Origin of the sequence: Pseudomonas yangonensis, from assembly GCF_009932725.1 — a bacterium.
GTDB lineage: Bacteria > Pseudomonadota > Gammaproteobacteria > Pseudomonadales > Pseudomonadaceae > Aquipseudomonas > Aquipseudomonas yangonensis.
Genome location: NZ_BLJU01000002.1, coordinates 566,923 through 584,222, shown reverse-complemented (window position 1 = coordinate 584,222; position 17,300 = coordinate 566,923). Strand labels below are relative to the sequence as shown.

The 17,300-nt window shown below is 61.7% G+C and carries 17 protein-coding genes; 9 read left to right on the top strand and 8 right to left on the bottom strand.

The genetic code is table 11. The features are described 5' to 3' along the window. Positions 1 to 7 precede the first annotated feature (7 nt). Positions 8 to 961, top strand: a complete 954-nt coding sequence (locus GYB81_RS04430; protein WP_161866427.1) for an AraC family transcriptional regulator — start codon at positions 8 to 10, stop codon at positions 959 to 961. Positions 962 to 1,658: 697 nt separating this feature from the next. Here the strand turns inward: GYB81_RS04430 and ycaC are convergent. Next, on the bottom strand, positions 1,659 to 2,288 hold the full coding sequence (ycaC, locus tag GYB81_RS04425) for an isochorismate family cysteine hydrolase YcaC (RefSeq protein WP_013717727.1): 630 nt from the start codon (positions 2,286 to 2,288) through the stop codon (positions 1,659 to 1,661). 197 nt (positions 2,289 to 2,485) lie between these two features. Next, entirely contained in the window at positions 2,486 to 3,394 is a 909-nt protein-coding gene (locus GYB81_RS04420; protein ID WP_161866616.1) for a LysR family transcriptional regulator, read from the bottom strand. A 144-nt stretch (positions 3,395 to 3,538) separates the two neighbouring features. Between GYB81_RS04420 and GYB81_RS04415 the strand changes: the two genes are divergently transcribed. The 5 genes from GYB81_RS04415 to GYB81_RS04395 all read left to right on the top strand — a co-directional run bounded on the left by GYB81_RS04415 (position 3,539) and on the right by GYB81_RS04395 (position 7,315). Continuing rightward, positions 3,539 to 4,555, top strand: a complete 1,017-nt coding sequence (locus GYB81_RS04415) for an alpha/beta hydrolase (protein ID WP_161866428.1) — start codon at positions 3,539 to 3,541, stop codon at positions 4,553 to 4,555. A 266-nt stretch (positions 4,556 to 4,821) separates the two neighbouring features. Continuing rightward, positions 4,822 to 5,367: a hypothetical protein gene (locus GYB81_RS04410; RefSeq protein WP_161866429.1), complete on the top strand. Its 546-nt coding sequence runs from the start codon at positions 4,822 to 4,824 to the stop codon at positions 5,365 to 5,367. A gap of 132 nt (positions 5,368 to 5,499) precedes the next feature. Beyond that, on the top strand, positions 5,500 to 5,685 hold the full coding sequence (locus GYB81_RS04405; RefSeq protein WP_161866430.1) for a con-10 family general stress protein: 186 nt from the start codon (positions 5,500 to 5,502) through the stop codon (positions 5,683 to 5,685). A 215-nt stretch (positions 5,686 to 5,900) separates the two neighbouring features. Next, entirely contained in the window at positions 5,901 to 6,275 is a 375-nt protein-coding gene (locus GYB81_RS04400) for an NUDIX hydrolase (RefSeq protein WP_161866431.1), read from the top strand. A gap of 56 nt (positions 6,276 to 6,331) precedes the next feature. Next, positions 6,332 to 7,315: an SDR family oxidoreductase gene (locus tag GYB81_RS04395; RefSeq protein WP_161866432.1), complete on the top strand. Its 984-nt coding sequence runs from the start codon at positions 6,332 to 6,334 to the stop codon at positions 7,313 to 7,315. 41 nt (positions 7,316 to 7,356) lie between these two features. Here the strand turns inward: GYB81_RS04395 and GYB81_RS04390 are convergent, their stop codons facing one another. Together GYB81_RS04390 and GYB81_RS04385 are read right to left on the bottom strand one after the other, a co-directional pair. Beyond that, positions 7,357 to 8,016 (bottom strand): DUF2238 domain-containing protein, encoded by a 660-nt coding sequence (locus tag GYB81_RS04390; RefSeq protein WP_161866433.1) that lies wholly within the window; start codon positions 8,014 to 8,016, stop codon positions 7,357 to 7,359. Continuing rightward, the gene (locus GYB81_RS04385) at positions 8,000 to 8,710 is read right to left on the bottom strand and encodes a MauE/DoxX family redox-associated membrane protein (protein ID WP_233787478.1); all 711 of its coding nucleotides are present in this window, start codon (positions 8,708 to 8,710) and stop codon (positions 8,000 to 8,002) included. The genes GYB81_RS04390 and GYB81_RS04385 overlap by 17 nt, the downstream gene beginning before the upstream one ends. A 338-nt stretch (positions 8,711 to 9,048) precedes the next feature. On the opposite strand from GYB81_RS04385, the gene GYB81_RS04380 reads away from it, so the two are divergent. Both GYB81_RS04380 and GYB81_RS04375 read left to right on the top strand, forming a co-directional pair. Further along, a complete protein-coding gene (locus GYB81_RS04380; protein WP_161866435.1) occupies positions 9,049 to 9,609 on the top strand; it encodes a type 1 glutamine amidotransferase domain-containing protein in 561 nt (186 codons plus the stop codon). A 601-nt stretch (positions 9,610 to 10,210) separates the two neighbouring features. Next, positions 10,211 to 12,262, top strand: a complete 2,052-nt coding sequence (locus GYB81_RS04375; protein ID WP_161897742.1) for a TonB-dependent receptor — start codon at positions 10,211 to 10,213, stop codon at positions 12,260 to 12,262. A gap of 80 nt (positions 12,263 to 12,342) precedes the next feature. Here the strand turns inward: GYB81_RS04375 and GYB81_RS04370 are convergent, their stop codons facing one another. After that, positions 12,343 to 13,482, bottom strand: coding sequence for an acetyltransferase domain-containing protein (locus GYB81_RS04370; RefSeq protein ID WP_161897741.1), 1,140 nt, complete (start codon positions 13,480 to 13,482; stop codon positions 12,343 to 12,345). A gap of 206 nt (positions 13,483 to 13,688) precedes the next feature. Here GYB81_RS04370 and GYB81_RS04365 point away from each other — a divergent pair, with 206 nt between their 5' ends. Continuing rightward, on the top strand, positions 13,689 to 15,425 hold the full coding sequence (locus GYB81_RS04365; protein WP_438810699.1) for a S8/S53 family peptidase: 1,737 nt from the start codon (positions 13,689 to 13,691) through the stop codon (positions 15,423 to 15,425). A gap of 12 nt (positions 15,426 to 15,437) precedes the next feature. On the opposite strand, the gene GYB81_RS04360 is transcribed toward GYB81_RS04365, so the two are convergent. The 3 genes from GYB81_RS04360 to GYB81_RS04350 all read right to left on the bottom strand — a co-directional run bounded on the left by GYB81_RS04360 (position 15,438) and on the right by GYB81_RS04350 (position 17,280). Next, entirely contained in the window at positions 15,438 to 15,968 is a 531-nt protein-coding gene (locus tag GYB81_RS04360) for a GNAT family N-acetyltransferase (RefSeq protein ID WP_161897740.1), read from the bottom strand. A gap of 66 nt (positions 15,969 to 16,034) precedes the next feature. Further along, complete coding sequence (locus GYB81_RS04355; protein ID WP_161897739.1) at positions 16,035 to 16,604, bottom strand: DUF1285 domain-containing protein; 570 nt, start codon at positions 16,602 to 16,604, stop codon at positions 16,035 to 16,037. Between the two features lie 73 nt (positions 16,605 to 16,677). Then, positions 16,678 to 17,280: a DUF4823 domain-containing protein gene (locus GYB81_RS04350; protein WP_161897738.1), complete on the bottom strand. Its 603-nt coding sequence runs from the start codon at positions 17,278 to 17,280 to the stop codon at positions 16,678 to 16,680. Between the last annotated feature and the right edge of the window lie 20 nt (positions 17,281 to 17,300).

The following is a 17,300-nucleotide window of genomic DNA, read 5'->3' as shown; positions in this document are numbered from 1 at the left end:
CCCATCGATGGACGCGTTACTGGTGAGCCAATCCGAACCTGCCGCCCCCCTTTCCGACGCCCTGCGGATCACGGCCGAGGCCATGTCGGAATACCTGCCGAGCGACGCCTCCGCGCCGCCACTGCCGCATGCCCCGCAGGACGTGGTGCTGCACCTGTTCACCCACCGCAGCATCGCCGAACCGATCCTCGTACCTGCGGTGGCCGAGCCGCTGCTGGTGATGGTGCTGGCGGGATCGGCCATCGTCGAAGAGCGTGCAGCGGGCGGCGAATGGGAAAAGAGCGAGGTACGCATCGGCGACTTCTTTCTGACCAGTACCACGCAGCCCTACGAAATGCGCTGGCAGACCACGGGCGGCGACAGTTTCGAAGTGATGCATCTTTATCTCGCGCCGACGCTGATCGAGCAGGCGGCACGCGACCTTGGGCTCCGAGCAGCCGGCCCGGTAAATTTCGTCGACGTATCCGGCGGTCGTGACGACTGGGTTCGCCTGCTGCTCGAACAGCTGCGTTCGGAGCTTGTCGACAGCCGTATGCCCAGCCGCCTGCTGGTGCACAGCCTGGCACAAGCCCTGGCGATTCACCTCGTGCGTACCTATCGCGCCGCGCTGCCCACCGGCAGGCGCAGCAATGCCTTGCAAGCCTACAAATTAAGACGCGTCCTCGACCTGATGAACCAGCGCCTGGCGCAAGACTTCTCCCTGGCCACCCTGGCGCAGGCCGCGCAACTGAGCGAGTACCACTTCAGCCGCCTGTTCAAACGCGCTACCGGCTTGTCGCCGTCGCACTATTTCATTGGCCTGCGCATGGCTCGCGCCCGGCAACTGCTGCTGGAAACCGAGCGCAGCGTGATCGACATCGGACTGGAAGTGGGCTACTCGAGCGCCAGCCATTTCTCGCAAGTCTTTCGCCGGGAAGTGGGCGTAACGCCGAGCGCCTACCGCAATCCTGCGCAAGATTAGCAGCGGCAATAGCGCACAAACGAGACCTGCCCTTATGGCAGCCAATGCGGCGATTCGCCCCAGCGTATTAAGCAGGGCCGGTGATACAGGATCGAATATCGCAACTTCTTGCCGTTGCGCCTGGACGGTTTTCTGATCCGCCTGTAGTCGCCATCGTCAGGTACTGTCCGCCTGGTTCTTCACTACTCGAGTGAGCCGGGGTCGGAGGAAGGGTCGGTAGGGCCGCCGGGTGAGGAATGTTCGGCAGAGCCATCACGACCACCGTCGTTCTGCATATTGCCATCGCGGGTGTTCACCTTGTGCCCCTCATCGGTCCGCAACTGGCCATCTTCCCGGTGAACATCCATCTCGTGTTGAGGCGCGGGGGTGCCGCTCGGGCTCGGCGCCGAGCCTCGTCCGGCATCCGGGCTTCCTGCAGGAGCCTGGGCCAGAGCGGTGGTAGCGAATAGCAAGGCGGCTGTAGCAATGACGACTGGCATGGATTTCATGGGGCGTTCTCACTTCGGTTTATGACCCTTGTTTGGGTCACTGGCCCCATGCCCAGGTTCGGCTCGCACGATCAACGGTAGGCAATCCCTAACCAGCGAACCCGGCTGCTGGCATTGCGCAGGCGCAAGGGCCCGACAGATCACCGAGATATGTTCAGACGAAGCAAAACCGGAGCCTTCGAAGGCTCCGGTTGCGTTTCAGGCGAGGATCACTTGCCAGCGGTCAGCGCGCTGTAGCTGGTGATCAGGTTGCGGTAGTCCGGGATGTGATCCGAGCAGATCTTGGCCAGGCCTTCCACGTCGTTGCGCCAGTCGCGGTGCAGCTCGCAGGCTACGGCGAACCAGTTCATCAGTTGCGCGCCGGCTTGGGTCATGCGGCTCCAGGCCGAATCACGGGTGATCTGGTTGAAGGTGCCCGAGGCATCGGTCACCACGAACACGTCGAACCCTTCCTCAATGGCCGACAGGGCCGGGAACGCTACGCAGACTTCGGTGACCACACCGGCGATGATCAGTTGCTTCTTGCCGGTGGCCTTGATCGCCTTGACGAAGTCTTCGTTGTCCCAGGCGTTGATCTGGCCAGGGCGGGCGATGTACGGCGCGTCCGGGAACATTTCCTTCAGCTCGGGAACCAGCGGGCCGTTGGGGCCGGTTTCGAAGCTGGTGGTGAGGATGGTCGGCAGGTTGAAGAACTTGGCCAGATCAGCCAGCGCCAGCACGTTGTTCTTGAACTTGTCCGGCTCGATGTCGCGAACCAGGGAGAGCAGGCCGGCCTGGTGGTCGACCAGCAGTACTACGGCGTTGTCTTTGTCCAGGCGGTTGTAGGTGGCGTTGGTCATGATGAAGTCCTCGAATTGTTCTCTTTTGGTTGCCGGCCGGGCCGGAGACTTGGGTTTGCTTCAGCAGTGCGTCACTGCATGGAAGAAAGATTAAATTCGGGACCAATTATCGACTAGACCGTAAAAATCACCTCCAGCGTTCCATTTTCAGAACGATAAACAGCCTCAACAGCTTCTCAGTGGTGGGAGCAAGCAGCTCACCTCAGGATATGACTGGCTGCCTGGTCGCCCAGCTGCCCCGCGAGAAAATCCAAAAATGCCCGGGTTTTGAGCGGGATACGTCGTGCGGATGGATAGACAGCGTTGATGGAGATGGGGGGCGCCTGCCAGTCGCACATCACTGCAACCAGACGCCCCTCCTGAAGTGCTTTTTCCACGATGAATGTCGGTAACAAAGCAATACCCATCCCCGCTTCGGCAGCCTGGGCCAGAAGATCACCGTTGTTGGCGTGCAAGGGCCCCGTTACCAGAACGCTTTGCGTCTCTCGGCCATTGCTCAACTGCAGGCTGACGCCGCCCTGCAGATAACCGTAGTTAAGGCATTGGTGAGCAGCCAGGTCGCGCGGTACCCGGGGCGTTCCATTAGCCTTGAGATAATCCGGTGAGGCAACCAGTGCGCGCGGAGCTGGGGCCAGGTGCCGGGCCACCAGAGACGAGTCCGCCAAACTGGCGATGCGAATGGTGACATCGAAGCCGCCTTTCACCGGATCGACCTGCTCGTCACTGAACACCAATTGCAGTTCCACTTTCGGATGCAGTTGATGGAACGTGGGAATCAATGGCCCCAACCGGCACAAACCGAACGACATCGGCGCGTTGATCCTCAATACACCCTGAATTTCGGCCAGCCCACTACGCGCCCGCTGCTCTGCTTCATCCAGCGAAGCGAGCAGTTCGCGGCACGCCTCGTAGTAATCACTGCCGGCTTCGGTCAGGTGCAGGCTACGGGTGGTGCGTAGCAACAATTGCACGCCCAGGCTCTCCTCGAGCGCCTGGATCTGCTTGCTGACTTTCGACCGGGGCACCGCCAGCACTCGGGCAGCGGCGGCAAAGCCATTGGCATTTACCGTGGCAACAAAGGTACGCATGCAATCTATACGATCCACCACTGTCCCCAAATCAGAATCAATGAATCTCGATTTTAGGTAATTGTCCCCGCTAAAGGCCATATCTAAAGTGGCGTCCATGCCGCCGGTACAGCCAGGCGGCAACTGCGCACTCCAACGACAAATATCTTGAAGGACCTTGCTATGACCGTCTTGAAAAACACCCTCACCGCCCTGGCACTCGCCGTATGCGTTGGCAGCACCTACGCTGCCGAACCAGTCGCCGAGCATCGTACTCAGAATTTCTTGAATGCTTTGAATAGTGGCGGCGGCAAGCCAATCGAGCAGATGACTCCCAGCGAGGCGCGTGCCGTTCTGACCGGCGCCCAGGCGTCCGTCAAGGTCGACCTGTCCGGCACCGAGGTCAGCGAACGCACCATCTCCACCGATGGCCAGACGATCAAGCTGACCATCGTGCGTCCGGAAAAGCAGAGCGGCGATCTGCCTGTCTTCATGTTCTTCCACGGCGGCGGCTGGGTGCTGGGCGATTACCCGACCCATGCGCGTCTGATTCGTGATCTGGTGGTTGGCTCCGGTGCAGTGGCGGTCTACGTCGATTACACGCGGTCACCAGAAGCGCAGTACCCGACAGCCATCAACCAGGCCTACGCGGCGACTCGCTGGGTCGCGGAAAACGGCAAGACCATCGGCGTCGATGGCAGCCGCCTGGCAGTTGCAGGCAACAGCGTCGGCGGCAACATGGCAGCCGTAGTCAGCCTGATGGCCAAGGAACGCAACACCCCCGAGCTGCGCTTCCAGCTGCTGCTGTGGCCGGTGACGGACGCCAACTTCGAGACCGCCTCGTATCGCCAGTACGCTGAGGGTCACTTCCTCACCACCGGCATGATGAAGTGGTTCTGGGACAACTACACCACCGATCCCAAGCAACGCGCCGATATTCATGCCTCCCCGCTGCGGGCGACCACTGAGCAGTTGAAAGGCCTACCACCTGCGCTGATCCAGACTGCAGGTCTGGACGTGCTGCGTGACGAAGGCGAGGCTTATGCACGGAAACTGGATGCCGCAGGCGTCGACGTAACCGCTGTGCGCTATAGCGGCATGATTCACGACTATGGCTTGCTCAACCCACTGCACGACATTCCCGAGGTCAAGGCGGCAATGCGCCAGGCTGCCGGCGAACTGAAAGCTCACTTGAACTGAAGGACCGGCAATGTCCCTGTCAGCGGCCTCGCCGCTGACAGGGAATAACGGAGTAGTGGTACCTGCCAACAGCACCAACCCGGCATCGCCGGTAATGCTGTTCACCTGTGATGATCGTGTTTGGCTCGCCGAACCGCGTCACGTTCGACGCCTTTCTCCCTGATCGATAAAAACACTGAATAACTGCAGCCCCCGCAGTCTAACGTCCTATTGCCCGGCTACTTCTCGCTATGCGGCGAAGCCCAACAAACAGTCGAGCCACGTCGATGAAAACCTCACGAATCATTACCTCCGACACACGTGACACGAAGATGGACAAGCAGGCGGAGCTGCTTATTTTCGGCACGCCGAAGGAGCGACTCGATTTCTATCGGCGGGAAATTCAGTATGAAACCAGCCTGCTGGCCGGACGTACCAATTCCTATCTGACCGCGCAGTCGTTTCTGGTGATTGCCTATGCATCGTCCATGGCCAATCTGAACGAAAACTGGGGAGCAGTGTTCACCCTGGTGGTTCCGGCGTTGTTCACGCTGCTGGGCATCATCAGCTCACTGCACGCCTGGCCGGGCATCAGAGCCTCCGCCACGATCATCGAGCACTGGCACTACAAGCAGGAGCAGTTGCTGCGCAGCGACCCGGAATTCGGCCATGCCTATGACGATTCGCCGCTGTTCAGCGAGCAGGAGGCAAGTAGGGAAAGCACCTACAAATCGCTGCTGTTCTTTCTGCGCTCGCCCTGGCTGTTCATCGTGTTCTGGAGCGTGCTCGGCCTGTTCTCCCTCTGGCTGCAACTGCCCTCTGCGAATCTGTGAGCTGGCCCTTCGCCGCTCCACCACTCGTCAGCTTTTGCCAAGCGCAGCGTGGAAATAGGCTGAACGTTAGCGGCAGCATTTTCCTCCATTGCTTAACGAGGCAATTCCGCCTCTGCAATCGGGAGTACCGAGATGACCACTAGCAAAAGCACTGGTAACAACAATCCGGGTAATTTCGCCAACGATCGTGAAAAAGCCTCCGAGGCTGGCAAGAAGGGCGGTCAGGCAAGTGGCGGCAACTTTGCCAATGATCGCGAAAAGGCTTCCGAGGCCGGCAAGAAAGGCGGTCAGAACAGCCACGGCGGCCGCAACCAATAAGCGTTAACCCAATAGGAGGCCCGGCAAGGGCCTCTTCGGGAGCCAGGCATGCTCGCATATGAACTGATCCGATCATTGCAGCAATGCCGCCAAGGGGGCATGTGAAGGCTCGATAACCGCCTCACCCTAGCAAGTGATCGATCTGCAACGCCATGGCGACCTGAGACGCCTAAGTCGCTCAGGGCCTGTCCTTTCCAGACTGTCGAGAATTATCGATGGGCAAAGCGAGCAAAGTACGCGCTACCGTCATCTGCCGACGTGGCGACAAGTTTCTGTTGGTACGCAAGGCCGAGGCGAAATGGAACCTGCCCGGAGGCAAGATCGAGGCGAACGAGAGCGCCGCGGCAGCTGCGCTACGCGAGCTGGACGAAGAAACGGGGCTCAGCTTCAGCAGCCTCGAATACCTGGCAAGACATGAGTTCGGCGCAGGTGTGCATCATGTCTTTCACCTGTCGGTCGCTGACACACAGACGCCACGGCCGCAGAACGAGATAGCGGATTGCCGCTGGTTCGCATTGGCGGAGCTGCGCGAAATGCCGGTCAAGCGTCCGAGCAAGAAGCTGTTGCGCCGCTATTGCCAAGCTATCTGAGCCCCAGACGGCAACGGTCTCCCGTCAATCTTCCCGACTCATTGCAGGAGAAACCGATGAAATCAGCCCGACTGAATGACGCGCTGGTAGTGATCACGGGGGCATCGAGCGGCATTGGCCGCTGCGCCGCCCACGAGTTCGCCCGGCACGGGGCGCGTCTGGTACTGGCTTCACGCGACCGCGAGGCGCTGGCTTGCGTCGTCGACGAATGTGAACGGCTCGGGGCATACGCCTTGGCTGTACCCACCGACGTCACCCGTAACGAGGCAATGGAGAAGCTGGCCGAACAAGCCGCGGCGTTTGGCAATGGACGCATCGATATCTGGGTGAACAATGCCGGCGTTGGCGCGGTGGGCAGTTTCGAGGCCACTCCATTGGCCGCACATGAGCAGGTGGTCCAGACCGATCTGCTCGGCTACCTGCGCGGCGCCTATGTCGTCATGCCCTATTTCAAGGCCCAGTCCTCGGGTGTACTGATCAACACTTTGTCACTCGGTAGTTGGGTCGCCCAGCCCTACGCGGCAGCCTACTCCGCAGCCAAGTACGGTTTGCGTGGCCTCACCGAGGCGCTGCGGGGCGAGTTGGCAAGCTGGCCGGACATTCATGTCTGCGACCTCTACCCGGCGGTGATGGACACGCCCGGCTTCCGTGACGGCGGCAACTTCACCGGCCATGAGCTGAGCCCGCCCCCGCCCCGTTACGATCCACGTCGCGTTGCCGAAGCCATGGTCAAGATGGCACTGAACCCACGGCCCAGCAGAACCGTCGGCAGTGCGGCGACCCTGCTGCGCCTTGGCCACTTCCTGGTGCCAGGGTTCGCGCAGATCTCAGCGCTGCTGGTGGGGCGTGCCATCAGGCGCGGGCAGCCCGCGCAGCGATCTACCGGCAATCTGTTCCAACCGCCGTCAGGAGAGCGACGGATCGAAGGTGGCTGGCGCACCCAGAGCACCGCCCGGCCTGTTCCAGTGCTGCTGGCCTGTACGGCGGCGGCCCTGCTGCTGGGCTGGGGCCTGCGGCGCTTGCGCAAGAGCTCAGGCTGAGAAAACACGCTTGGCTGCAGGCGTCCTGCAGCCAGCGCGACTCAACGGGCGCTCGACCAACCCAGACGCTTACGAGCCAGGCCGATCAGGCAGCACAGGATTGCACCGCCAAGAGCAAGTGCCATGTCCTTCTGGGCGTCCCAGGGGTCCTGCTGAGTGGCCAGGAATGCTCTGGCCTGGTCCTCGCCCAAGTACGCGCCACCGATCCACTCGATCAGTTCATACAACGCCGAAGTGGACACCACCAGGCTCAGGGTCAGCAAAATCAGCCAGCCGCCACGCATCGGGGTCAGGCGCAGCAGCAGCTCGCGCAGCGGTACTGCGATCAGCAGGCCGTAACTGAAGTGCACCAGACGGTCATACTGATTGCGCCTCCAGCCCATGGCGTCATCCAGTGAGTGACCGCTCAGGCTGTGCAGCCACTGGTCATAGGGCACCTTCGCATAGCTGTAATGCGCACCCAGCTCGTGAACTACCAGCAGCGCCAGGATCGCCAGATAGGCGCCGGTCGACAAGCGCAGCCAGGGCCAGGCGATGCTGAGTCCGAGTAGCAACAGGAGGGGCAGCGCACTTTCCAGCGCCCAACTCACCCTGTCCTGAGGCGCCATGCCTGCAAGGGCCAGCACTGCGATACCCATGCCCAACAGGGCAAGTGCTGCTGCAGGCCTGGCTGACGGGGCAAGGTCAGGCACTGTAGCCATAGAGCATCCAGCCCCCCATCAACAGCATCAGCAGGTTCTCGCCCAGTGAGACAGGGCCGAGCGGAACACTGCTGTCACCGCCCACACACGCGCACTTCAGCTCCCGCTTCTGGATGTAAACCGCATAGAACACCGAAACAGAGCCTATGGCGCCGATGAAAATGGCCAGTGGTGCCGCCAACCAGATCAGTGCGCCCGCGACCATGAGCACACCGGCCAACGCCTCCGCGAAGGGATAGAAAGAGGCGTAGGGGACATAGCGACGCGCGAGCAGATCGTAGCCAAGAAAGGTATTGCTGAAGCTCTCCAGATCCCTGAGCTTGAGCATTGCCAGCAGACACATGCTGATGGCCACGAACCACTGCAGAATGCGCGCCTGCAGCAAGGAGCCGAAAGCCACCCAACTAAGCGCCAAGGCCAACACTCCGGCCATGGCAAATACCACCACTACCGGCTGATAGACGGACAACGAGGATTGTCCGCCCTTACCCAGATGCCGGCGCAACTCGTCATAGCCGCCGATACGCTGCCCTTCGATGAAAATCTGTGGCGTACTGTCGACCTGATGCGCCGCTTTAAACGCGTCGGTTTGCTCACGATCACGCAGCCAATGATCCTCGACCTCGTAACCTTCATGACGAAGCAGGTGCAAGGCCTTCAGGCCGAATGGACAGATATGGTCCTTCATCACCATGCGATGGATTACCGCGTGCTTGGTCGTCATTCACGTCTCCCCCTGTTCACTGTCGTCGATCAGTAGAGGCCGAGCACAGTGTCGAGTTCGAAGAGTCTTCACGGCTGTCGAGCGGCACCGGCATTCGCCGACAGGCAGGCGCGTCACCGGTTTTCTCTCCGCAGTGCTCAACCCCAAGCCGGGATTTTTCGTATTCGCGTCATACACCTGCTTGTGTCGAACCCTGGGGTAATCAATTCGAACTTCTGCGTCTCGAACCTTTCAATCCTGATACATGCCGCGTTCACCCACGCGGCCACTCATCGCGTCCGTGCGGCGCATCAGCGGAGGTATCGATCATGAGTTCGAATCTGCAAGGCAAAAAGGTGCTGTTTATCACCGCCAACAGTGGCATCGAGCGCGACGAGCTGCTCAAGCCGATGCAGGCCCTGAAGGATCAGGGAGCGAGCGTCACCCATGCCAGCGTCAAGGGTGGCGAGGCCGAAACCTGGCTCAAGGACAGCGAGAAAGACGTTACCGTGCAGTCGGACTCGCAGATCAAGGGGCAGAGCGCAGAGAATTACGACTTGCTGGTGATCCCCGGCGGCACGGTGAATGCCGACAACCTGCGCCAGGACGAGGATGCCCAGCGCCTGGTTCAGGAGTTCAAGGCTGCCGGCAAGACGGTCGCGGCGATCTGCCACGGGCCCTGGCTGCTGATCGATGCCGGCGTGGTGCCGGGTAAGGTGATGACCTCCTATTCCAGCGTGCGCCTGGACCTGGCCAACGCCGGCGCCAGCTGGGTAGACGCCGAAGTGCAGGTGTGCCCGGGGCAGAACTGGACGCTGATCACCTCACGCAACCCGGACGACATTCCTGCGTTCAACGATGCGATCAGCCAGGCGTTGCGGGCGGCTTGATCGAGTCGGCCATCAAAAGTGCTCAAGGCGATTTCGCCCGCCGCGCCTGACGCAGCACAGGGCGATGTCGCTGCGCGACGAGGCAGTTTCGCCGCTTGCATCGAGCGTTAAGATGCCAACGCTGGCGGCCAGGCAGATCGGCTCTCCTGGCTGCTGGCTTGATCGACTGGCCAGTTGGCTCTGAAAGCGCGCGGCGTCGCGCCTGGCCAGTTCCAGGCTCGCCTGACTGAACACCGCTGCAATCCCCGCCCCCAGGCGTACGGCTGTCAGCCCTGCGCATCCATCTGCTGGTAATTCAGAAATTTTGCCCGACGCTCATGACGGACTGGCTCCGGTATGCCGTTCAGGTCAACGTCGGTGGCGTTGCAGCGCCACCAGGTGACCGAGGCGTCTAGCCTGAGTATCCGCGTGTGCCGGCCACGGGGCTTTAAGGCTGGCCGCCCGCCACAAAATCGTTATGATATAACATCTTTATCACCGCATAATTGGCAACGCTCCGGCACAACCGGACATCTCGCTGCGGCTGGAGATTCGCCAGCCCGCGCTGCAGGCCAACGCAACAACCTCCCGACACTTAGAAAACGCAACGCTAGGAATACCCATGAAAGCCACTTCGGCCTCCCTCGCCGTCATGACCGCACTGGTCGCGCCTCAGATCCATGCAGCCTCCTCCGGCAATTCCACCGTCTCGCTCGGCTCGGTCTACGTCACCCCGGACGCCACCGGCACGCTGCGCACCGACAATATCCTGACCTCGGTCGACATCATGGGCAGCGACAAGATCGAGGACAAAACCGTGATGAACAGCTGGGAGCTGGTGGGCCAGATGCCCGGTATCCAGCTGACCGAGACGCGCATGGGCGCCGAATCGGGCAAGGTGACCTTCCGCGCCTTCAATGGCGAGGGTTATATCAACGGCATCAAGACCCTGATCGACGGCGTGCCGAGCAACGTCAACAGCGGCAACCAGCGCTTCATCGACATGGTCTTCCCGCTGGACATCGACTACATCGAGGTGGTGCGCGGCACCAACGATCCGCGCTACGGCCTGCACAACATTGGCGGCAACATCAACTTCGTCACCCGTCAGGGCGGCAACTACACCGATGGCCGCCTGACCTACGGCAGCTTCAACACCCGCGAATTCCAGCTGGCGGTCGGCCATGAAGAAGGCAATTTCGCGCAGAACTACTTCCTGGCCAAGCAGGACTCCGACGGCTTCCGCGACCACAGCGACTCCAACAAATACTCACTGGGCGGCAAGTGGTTCGTCACCGATGACGAGCAGACCATGAAGCTCGGTGTGGTCGCCCGCCTCTATCATCACGAAGCCGAGGAACCGGGCTTTCTCACCGCCCGGCAACTGGCTGCCAGCCGCACGCAGTCGCCAGCGAAGAACGCCAACGACGGCGACGACCGCGACATGAAGCACCTCAGCGGGCATGCAGATTTCCAGCTCAGCGACGACCTGAGCCTGAGCAACAAGCTGTACTACAACAGCTACGACGATGACCGCACCGTGACCTTCACCGACTACCCGGTCGGCAACGCCCCACGCCAGCGCCGCCAGTGGCAGGAACGGCAGACCGGCGTGCTGAGCAACCTGACCTGGCGCGCCCACGAGATGCTCACCCTTGATGGTGGCGTCAACTACGAGCAGCAGAACAACGAGTACCGCCGCTATCGCTACAACTTCGGCATCCCCACCGACTTCGACGCGCCGCCGGCACGTACGCAGAACGATGACAGCTACACGCTGTACAACACCGGTGCCTACGCTCAGGCGATCATCCAGCCCATCGAAAAACTGAAGATCATCCCGGCCTACCGGGTGGACAAGTTTTCCGGCAACACCGAGTTGATGAGCGGTGAGAAAGCCAAGCTGCAGGACTACGGCTGGATCGAGCAACCCAAGCTCAGCGTGGTGTACAGCATCACCCCGGACATGAACGTATATGCCAACTGGGGCCGTACCTTCCAGATTCTCACGGGTTCGGAGGGCCCGGCTTACATGACCGCCGGCCAGGCTGCGTACAAGCCCTCGATCAACACCGGCAAGGAAGTGGGCGTGAAGTTCAAGCCCTTCGCCGGCTCCGAGGCGCGGATCGCCGTATGGCAGCAGGACGCCACCGACGAGGTTTCCAACATGCCCGCGACCGGTACCACGGTCGGCCTCGGCGAAACCCGCCGCCGCGGTGTCGACATGCAGATCACCGCGCAACTCAACCAGCAGTGGACGGTATGGGGCTCGCACGCCATCCAGCAAGCCAAGGTACGCAGCGCCTTCACCGACGGCGGTCGCTCCCTGGCAGGTAACGAAGTGATCTCCACCCCGCGCTACATCAGCAATGCCGGTGTCGATTACCAGTTCAACGACGCCTGGCGCTTCGGCCTGCAAGCCCGCGCCCAGGGCGACTACTACATCGACACGCTCAACGAACAGGGCAAGTACGGCGGCTTCGCGGTGCTCGATGCCAACGTGCGCTATCAGGTCTCCGCGACCACCAGCCTCGACCTGCAGCTGAAGAACCTGACCGATCGCGAGTATGAGTACGTGTGGTTCGACAACTTCTTCTGGGGCGGTGACGACCAGCCGATGTTCTCCCCGGCGCCGGGCCGCTCGGCCTATCTGTCGGTGAACATGAAGCTGTAAGCCCAACACGCCGCGCACAGGTGCGCCAGAACCTCGAATGAAAAGGCCAGGGAAGAACCCTGGCCTTTTCTATTTGCTGATCAGAAGTACTTCAGCCAGCGAATGTCGCGACGCTGCGCCTTGAGCCTCGCGAACCATTGCGTTGGCGGGAACAGCAACACGGCCAACACCACTGTCGCGGCCCAGACCCAGACCATCGAGGCGAAGCCGAAATAATGCCCCTGGTTTGCGCCCCAGAGGGCGAACGCGGCGATGTAGAGCAGCTTCAGCACATACAGGTGCAGCAGATAGAAGAACATCGGCGCACTGCCGAACACGGCTAGCGTGTGCACCATGCGCCCCTCATTGCGGCGCTCGAAAGCAGCCAGCAGTAGCAGGCCAATGCCCAGCGTCAGCGCCAGGAACAGCAGCGACGGCGGGTACTTGGTGATGTTGAGCAGGCTCATCAGTGTCTGCAGCCCGCTCTCCCCGACCGTCCAGGGTTTCTCGCCATAGCCGTTGACCAGGCGCAGCACCACGAACAACGCCAGCGCGCCGAACCCAGACAACTGCAGCCATTGCAGACGTTGCCGAGGGTCGCGCGAGCTGCGGAACCAGGGACCGATCACATAGCCCAGGGCAATCACACCGATCCACGGCAACAGGGGGTAAGAGGTACGCAGACGCAGCGACTCGGAAAACTCGAGCCAGCCACGGTCATGCAGGATCGCCCAGGGGATGTGCATGGCCGACTCGACACCGAAGTGCATCCCGTCGAGGAGGTTGTGCCCGGCCACCAGCATCAGGCCCAGCACGGCCAGCAACGCGCGCGGCAGCCATAGCAGCAGGGACAGCGCCAGCATGCTCAGGCCGATGGCCCAGATCACCTGCAGGTAGATCACCGTGGGCGGGAACTGGAAGGTCCAGGCGAAGTTGACCAGGGTGAATTCCAGCACCACCAGGAAAAGCCCGCGCTTGAACAGAAAGGCGCTGGTCGCCGTGCGGCTCATCTGCTTTTCCCCGTAGAGAAAGGCCGAAAGCCCGGTGAGCAGGATGAACACCGGCGCGCACAGATGCGCCAGGGTGCGGCTGAAGAACAGCGCCGGTTCCGTGGCAGTTACATCCATGGGGTCGCCAACCTGCTGATGCAGGTAGAAGGTTTCGCGAACGTGATCGAGCAGCATGAAGAGGATGACCAAGCCGCGCAGGGCATCGATCGAAAGCAGACGATTGGAGGGCATGTAAGGCTTCGAGTAGTACGTGATTGAAACGTAATACTATAACCAAAATCAGGCGCAACGGCGCCACTGCCACAAGGATTCACAGCGACCGAGCGCACGCACCCAAGCTGAACGAAAGCGGCCGAAAAAAGTCGGAAAAGCTGAACATCCGCCACGGAGGCCCCGCCCCCATGCTGCCCAACCGCGTTCTTCTGTCCGCTCTCGTCATGGCTGTGCTCAGCCCGCTTGCCGATGCGCAGGAAGCTTTGCGCATCCAGAGTCTGCAACGCTGTGGCGATCTGCTTGCCAGTGAACAGCAGCAATGGTGCATGCAGGTGCGTGGCCTTGGCCAGACGTTGCCCAAGCTGCACCTCGGCGACGACACCCTGCCCACCTCGGCGGTGCAACGCAGCGGCGACACCCTGCGCCTGCGGCTCAACAGCAACGAACACCGCAGCGCGCCACTGTGGCTGGCAGACGGCGCCCGCGCGAGCAACCCGGTATGGCTGTCACTGCATCGCAGCCATGTGCTCGCCGCCGGCCCCGATGAAGTGGCGAAGAACATGGACGGTCTGACCACCTACGTCGATCTGGTCAGCCTGCTGATCGAGGAAAGCCACGACGGCCTCGACGAGGCCAAGCGTCTGGCGAAGAAATACGACGCCAAGGTGGTCGGCGCCATCCCGCCGCTGAACGTCTACCAGCTGCGCCTGCCAGTGAAAGATCTTACCGAGCGCGATGCGCTGGTACTGCGTATCGGCAACGAAACCAGCGTCGATGCCGTGGTCGTGGAGGAAAGCGCCCCCGAGCGCGGCGAAGAGAGCGAAGCCGCGCGCAAGCCGGCACGCAAACCGGAAAAGAACTCCGAGGAATGGGCCGCCAACCGTTTCATGGATGCGGTGAACTACTACCAGCGGCGCATTCCCGCAGGCGACTCGCCCATCGAGGCCGAGCGCATCCGCGTGGGCGTGATCGAACGTAACGTCGACTTCGACGCGCCTGATTTTGCCGACTACCTGGGCGCCTGCCCGGACGGCAAGTCGCGCACCTGCGTCTACGCGCGCGACGCCGACGAGCCGGACAACCATGGCAGCACCGTCGCCGGCATTCTCGCCGCGCACTGGGAAAAGGGCGGCAACACCGGTTTTCTGCGCGGGATGGACAAGGCCAGCAACGGCTTCGACGTCATAGTCGAGCGCAACTCGGATGCGGGAATCACGGCCAATATCGCCGCCTCGGTCAATCTGGTGGAAGACGGCGTACGCGTCCTCAACTGGAGCTGGGGCATCCACCGCGTCGGCACGCGCAACGTCGAAGGCGACGAGATCGATTCGCTGGTGCGCTCCGGCATCGCCATGAGTGGCTACGAGGAGTTGCTGGAGGAGTTCTTCCTCTGGCTGCGCAAGGAACACCCTGACGTGATGGTGATCAACTCAGCCGGCAATGGCTCCTCCTACTCCGGCAGAGACGAGTACCGCCTGCCCTCCTCCTTCATCACCGAACAACTGCTGGTGGTCGGCGGGCACCAGCGCAGCAAGAAGGACGAGGTTGAAATAGACGACCCGGGCTACGTGGTCAAACGCAACTCGTCGAACGTCGACATGCGCGTCGACATCACCGCGGCCGCCTGTGCTCAGGCTTCGACCAGCGAAGTGGACGCCACCGGCGACGTGCATTGCGGCACTTCCTACGCCACCCCGCTGGTGACCGGCGTGGTCGCCGCCATGCTGTCGATCAACCCGGACCTGCAACCGGAGCAGGTGCGCATGCTGCTGAGGCGCAGCGCCATGACCATCGGCGGCGAATACGATTTCGAACCGATGGACGCCGAGGACCTGACAGCGCCCATCCTGCCGTCCGAGCGCAACTATGAACTGAGCGACAAGGACGTCGGCCGTTCCGCACGGCTGGATATGCAGAAGGCGCTGGACCTGGCAGTGCAGAGTCGCGATCGGGTGCGTTGAACCACCCGAGGATCACTCGCCGCAAACGCGCTCGTACAACTCCACCGGCTCGACCTTGCCCTGGCTGCCGCACTTGCTATGGCCCAGCCCGAGGTGACGAAATCCTGCCTTGAACAGCACACGCCCGGACTGCGGATTGCGCGCCAGATGGCTGGCATGCAACCGGCGCAGACGCAGCTGGCGGAAAGCGAAATCCACCAGTGCATTGCAGGCCTCGCTGGCATAGCCACGGCTCCAGTACGGCACGCCGAGCCAGTAACCCACCTCGGCCTCGCCGCGGCCGATATCCTTCAGCGCAATGCTGCCGACCAGCTGGCCGCTGCCCGACTCGGTGATGATGAAGTTGGCCGCCGCGCCGCTGGCCCACTCCTGCGCGCAGCGTTCGATCCACTGCTGCGCCAGCTCGGGCGGATAGGGATGGGGAATGCTGCGGGTGACATCGGCAATACGAAAATCACCGGCCAGGCGCTGCACCTCGTCGGCATCCTGCGGCTGCGGCGGGCGCAGTGTCAGGCGTTCTGTTTCGATGCGCTGCTCATCCATTTGCGTCTCCCTTCATGCCAGTGGTGTGCCCGCGCGCACCGTCGCAGTCGCTCAAGCCAATCACTCTCAGGCCGGAGATGGCCCTATGGGATAGAACTGCCCGCTGCTCCACACGCCCAACCAGGGCTCTCCGTCAATTTCACGCTCCACCGCCAGTTCTACCAACTGATAGAACACATTGCGGTGAATCAGCGCTTCGAGGTTACGCCGCACCAGAATGTAGGGCGAGGGTTCGAGTGTCGCAGGATCGATCTGTACACGGATCGGGTGTTCGACGCCGGCCACCACCTCATCCTCGACATTGGTGGTAAAGCGCAACACCTGCGCCTCGCCCTCGCCTTCCACTTGCAGGGTCACGGCCACGAAGGGCGCATCCTCGACCTGAATGCCGACCTTCTCCACCGGCGTGATCAGGAAGTAGTCGTCGCCGTCACGGCGGATGATGGTGGAAAACAGCCGCACCATGGGTTTGCGGCCAATGGGCGTCCCCTGGTAATACCAGGTGCCGTCACGGGCGATACGCATGTCGATATCGCCACAGAAATCCGGGTTCCACAGGTGAACGGGTGGCAGGCCCTTGCCTTCGCCCTTGGGGATCTGCGCCAGCAGGTCGCCAGCCTTGCCTGGATCGCTCATGCTCTCTCCTCGTTCAGATTGCTGCGAACCGAAGAGGATACACCCTGAACAGCGCTTTAGCCGCGCGCAGTGCTCAACGCCCAAGCCCGATCAGGCTGCGTGCATAGTCATGCAGCGGCGCCCCGATCAGGTCCTGGGGTTTGGCATCGTAAAACGTCAGGAATCCGCCACGGCTGCGAATCCGCGCCGTATCCACCAGATATCGGGTATTGGTTTCGATCAGCATCAACTGGATCGAAGCACGGTCGGTACCGAGCCGGTCCACCGCTTCCTGATCTTCCCATTCTTCCAGAGTGCCGATGCGGTCATCGCTGTAGGCGAAGCGCGCATACAACAGATAGTGCGCGCCAGCGCTACGCGCCTCGGCCATGGCCTCATCCAGGCCTGCAGGCTGACGGGCACGGCGCACCAACGGGAAGTATTCGACGAAGCCCTTGAAGGCTTCCTCGGCCACCACGTTGGGCCGCGGGTAACCGTGGCCCGGCGGTACGAAATGGCCCTGGGCGATATAGATGAACGAATCCTGCTGCAGGCGCCGCGAAGCCATGCGCTCGGTGCGGCCATGATCGAGAAAACCGGCATCGCGCAGGTGGTACTCGGCGCCACTGGCCAGATCGCTGACCTTCATGCAGCCAGCCAGCCCCAGCAACGCCACCAGTAGAAGCAGGTTACGCATGAATGAATCCTCCTCGTGCC